The 3,880-nt window shown below is 35.3% G+C and carries 5 protein-coding genes; all 5 read left to right on the top strand.

Annotation, left to right across the window (positions count from 1 at the left end; genetic code table 11):
* The first annotated feature begins 258 nt into the window (after positions 1 to 258).
* On the top strand, positions 259 to 495 hold the full coding sequence (locus MV589_RS08550; RefSeq protein ID WP_297433890.1) for a CopG family transcriptional regulator: 237 nt from the start codon (positions 259 to 261) through the stop codon (positions 493 to 495).
* Positions 488 to 757 carry a type II toxin-antitoxin system RelE family toxin gene (locus MV589_RS08545; RefSeq protein WP_297433888.1) on the top strand — a complete coding sequence of 90 codons (270 nt, stop codon included), beginning with the start codon at positions 488 to 490 and terminating at the stop codon, positions 755 to 757. The genes MV589_RS08550 and MV589_RS08545 overlap by 8 nt, the downstream gene beginning before the upstream one ends.
* A gap of 153 nt (positions 758 to 910) precedes the next feature.
* Positions 911 to 1,162 (top strand): Rho-binding antiterminator, encoded by a 252-nt coding sequence (locus tag MV589_RS08540; RefSeq protein WP_297433885.1) that lies wholly within the window; start codon positions 911 to 913, stop codon positions 1,160 to 1,162.
* A 3-nt stretch (positions 1,163 to 1,165) separates the two neighbouring features.
* On the top strand, positions 1,166 to 3,109 hold the full coding sequence (locus MV589_RS08535; protein ID WP_297433883.1) for a thioredoxin domain-containing protein: 1,944 nt from the start codon (positions 1,166 to 1,168) through the stop codon (positions 3,107 to 3,109).
* An 11-nt stretch (positions 3,110 to 3,120) separates the two neighbouring features.
* On the top strand, positions 3,121 to 3,880 hold a 760-nt coding region (locus MV589_RS08530; RefSeq protein ID WP_297433881.1), incomplete at its 3' end, for an APC family permease.

The raw sequence follows: 3,880 nt of genomic DNA, 5'->3' as shown, positions 1-3,880 counted from the left end.
ATATACCCATATAATGCCTTTTATATAGGAGTTATTATACTGTTTTTGTGATTTTAGTATGGTTAATTTTAGGGTACTTTTGGTAGAATATTTTACAGTGTTTGGGATTGAGTTCTTTCACAGTCTCCTAGGAGAGAAATAGTTTACCCTAGCGGGCAAAACTATTCCTCAAGTCAACCGTTATGTAAAAGTCATACTGTTTGACAAAAAGAATAAAATTGAATATAATTAGATTAATAAATATTCAAGGATTTTGCTATGAAAACAGTTACGATGAGAGTAGATGATTCTATTTACAATATGATAAAACTTGCGGCAGATGGACAGAGAAGGAATCTTTCAAACTTTATAGAATTTGCAACAATGCAATATCTTACTTCATCACAATTTGTAGAAAAAGATGAAATGAATGAAATTTTAGAAGATAAAGAACTTGTAAACAACTTAATGAATGGATTAGAAGATTTCAAAAAAGGCGATTACACAATTGTCTAATTACCAAATTGCTGAAACTAAAACTTTTGAAAAAGTCAAAAAGAAACTGGATAACAAGCTCTATGTAAAAATTGAAAATTTTGTGTATCCTCAACTTAGAAAAAATCCATTTTATGGCCCGAATATAAAAAAATTAAAAGATAATTTAGAAGGCTATTATAGATATAGAATAGGAGACTATAGACTTTTTTATCTTATCGAAGATGATAAACTCATTGTGGCTGTTGTAGATTTTAAACATCGACAAAAAGCTTATGATTGAACACATAACAAAATAGAGCGAATAAATAGCCTTACGACTTTTTAGAGGTACCCATATGTTAGAATGAAATAATTAAATATTTAGGAAGGTCAAATGCCAACAAATTCAATGTTTTATGGGCTTCACCATTAATTTTTAAAAGATTATTAAAAAATGATAACATGTCAACAATATGACTATATAGAGATCGCCTGTATGTACCAATTTCCCATAATATTAACACTCAATACAAGTGAAAAAGTTGAAGGAATTGCAAAAAACACCAAACGCAATGAACTTCGAGAAGAGTGTATGGAGCTTTTTGTAAATGGTAAAAATATTTTGATTGTGTTAGATACAATTGTAAAGCTAAAAGTATCTGTAGAAAATTCACATTTTAGTGAAGTTATTTTTCATAAGGAGTAAGTGTTGAAAATTTTATTACTCTTATTTTTTCTTTATTTTCCCATTCTAAACGCAAACGAACTTTCAAAGGAGACTTCCCCTTACCTGCTCCAACATGCTACCAACCCTGTGAACTGGATGTCTTGGTCTGCTCGTGCATTTGCAAAGGCAAAAAAAGAGGATAAGCCTATATTTGTCTCCATAGGGTACTCTACTTGTCATTGGTGTCATGTGATGGAGAGAGAATCATTTGTAAATGAAAAAATTGCAGCACTTTTAAACAAGTACTTTATTTCCATCAAAGTAGATAAAGAGGAGATGCCCCAGTTAGATATTTATTACCAAAATATCTACAAAAGGTATAAAAAACATGTGGGTGGATGGCCGTTGAGTGTTTTTATGACACCGCAAAAAAAAGTCTTTTACATTACGACATATATACCGCCACACCGTGAGAGTTATGCAGAGGGATTCGATACACTTTTAGAGCGTCTGCATCGTCTTTATGAAAATAAACAGACTCTTACTAAAGAGATCTCAACTATTGCAAATACAAAAAAGTTGCCTACACAAAAAGAAAAATCTAAAAAAACTCTCTCATTAAAAGCTATGGTCAATTCCATGAAAAAAGAGTATGAGCCTATTTATGAGGGTTTTGGAAGAGGAAAAAAGTTTCCAGAAGCGGCAAAATTGACTCTGCTTGGAGATTTGACAGAACTCTCTCATGATAAAGAGCTCAAGAGAGATTATTTTTCAATGCTCGATGTAATGGTCTTACGCGGGTTGTATGACCATGCAGAGGGAGGTTTTTTTCGCTATACAACCGATGCAGCATGGGAAATTCCCCATTTTGAAAAGATGCTCTATAATCAGGCGGAATTAATTCCTCTGTATGTAAGAGGGTATGCTCTGAGTACAAAAGAACTCTACAGAGATGTTGTTGTTGAAACAATCCAGATGGTGGAGAAAAGATTTAAAAGCGACAATCTCTACTTTAGTGCTAGTGATGCCGATAGCATGGGAGAAGAAGGCGGATATTTTACTTTTACAAAAAAAGAGATAGACAAAGCGTTAGAGCATAATCCTCATGCAACTGAAATTAAAGATGCCATCGCTTTTAGTTATGAGGGAAACTTTCATAACAAGATTCATATCAATTTTGAGACACAAAAACGTCCAGAAGGATTTTACGCATTTCAAAAAGCATTGCAAAAAATACGTGCGAAAAAAACTTACCCTTTTATAGATAAAAAGATAAATACCGCATGGAACAGTATGATGATAGAAGCACTCTATAAAGCTGCTTATATAGATGAAAAGTATGCTAAAGAGGCAAATAAAAGCTTAGAGGCTTTAGAGCATTTGATGTTGCGTAAGCGAGAGCTTTATCACCAAACCATACCAAAGCATAAACCAAAACAGAAGGGTCTGCTGGAAGATTATGCGTTCTTTATCAGCGCACTTATAGCCTCTTATGAGAACAATTATGATGAACAGCGGCTTGCAGAAGCGGAGTATCTTCTAAGTCAAGCTAAAGAGAAGTTTTATAGAGATGGCATATGGTATTTGAGTGAAGATTTGGGAGTAAAAGCAGACTTGAATGACAAATATTACACCTCCGCACTTTCAAGGATTATAGAAGACATCATAAAACTCTCCGCTTTAAAAGAGTCATTTCGCTATGAAAAACTTGCACAAAAGAGCATAGAGGCAAATGAAGCAACATTAAAGAGAAAACTTGCTAAAGTTCCGGCACTTGCGAATGATTATTTGATGCAAAAGAGAGGGGTATTTGTACTTAAAAGTAACAAAAACAACCTTATAAACAATATGCAAACGATTCGAAAAGTACACTACCCTTATGTAATGACCTTGCAAGAGGATTATAATGACTACTTGGTATGTACACTCAGAAAATGTTTTGTAAAGAGTGCAAATCTAAACGCAGTTATTAAAGTAATGAAATAAATAGGAACAATATGAGAAGTATAGGACTTTTAGGTGCGATTTCTATCGGCATCGGTGGTATGGTTGGCGGCGGAATTTTCGCTGTTTTGGGTGAAGCGGTCTCTTTGGCACACGGTGCAACGGCAGTTGCGTTTGGTCTTGGTGGGCTCATAGCACTTTTGACAGCTTACTCCTACGCCAAACTCTCTGTTACATTTCAAAGTGAGGGTGGTACAGTCACCTTCATCGACAAAGCATTTGGTGACAACATTCTCTCTGGTTCTGTAAACCTGATGCTTTGGCTAAGTTACTTGGTCACCATTTCACTCTATGCCACTGCGTTTGCTTCGTATGGAGAGACATTTTTCAAACATCCCTCTTCTCTTTTACACCATGGGCTTATCACAGCTGCCATCATTTTTCCTGCCATCATCAACCTTGTGAGTGCCTCTTTTGTGGGAAAGAGTGAGACTGTCATTGTTGTCATAAAAGTCTCACTACTCATCTTGGTTATTGTCGCTGGAGCGTCGTTTGTAGAGCCTCAAAGAATAGCACCACAGCATTGGGCATCACCACTCTCCATCGTTGTAGCTGGGATGATAATATTTGTAGCCTATGAAGGTTTTGAGCTTATTGCAAACTCTGCAGAAGACATTAAAAATCCCGACAAAAACCTCCCTCGTGCATTTTATGCTTCAGTTATCATTGTTATAGCGCTCTATGTACTCATTTCTATTATTACCGTAGGTTGCGTAAGTGAAGATGTACTGATGAAAGCAAAAGACTACGCGC

This window comes from Sulfurimonas sp. (assembly GCF_026991475.1).
Lineage (GTDB): Bacteria > Campylobacterota > Campylobacteria > Campylobacterales > Sulfurimonadaceae > Sulfurimonas.
Note: the sequence above shows the minus strand (reverse complement) of the source record. Positions and strands in the feature narration are given on the sequence as shown.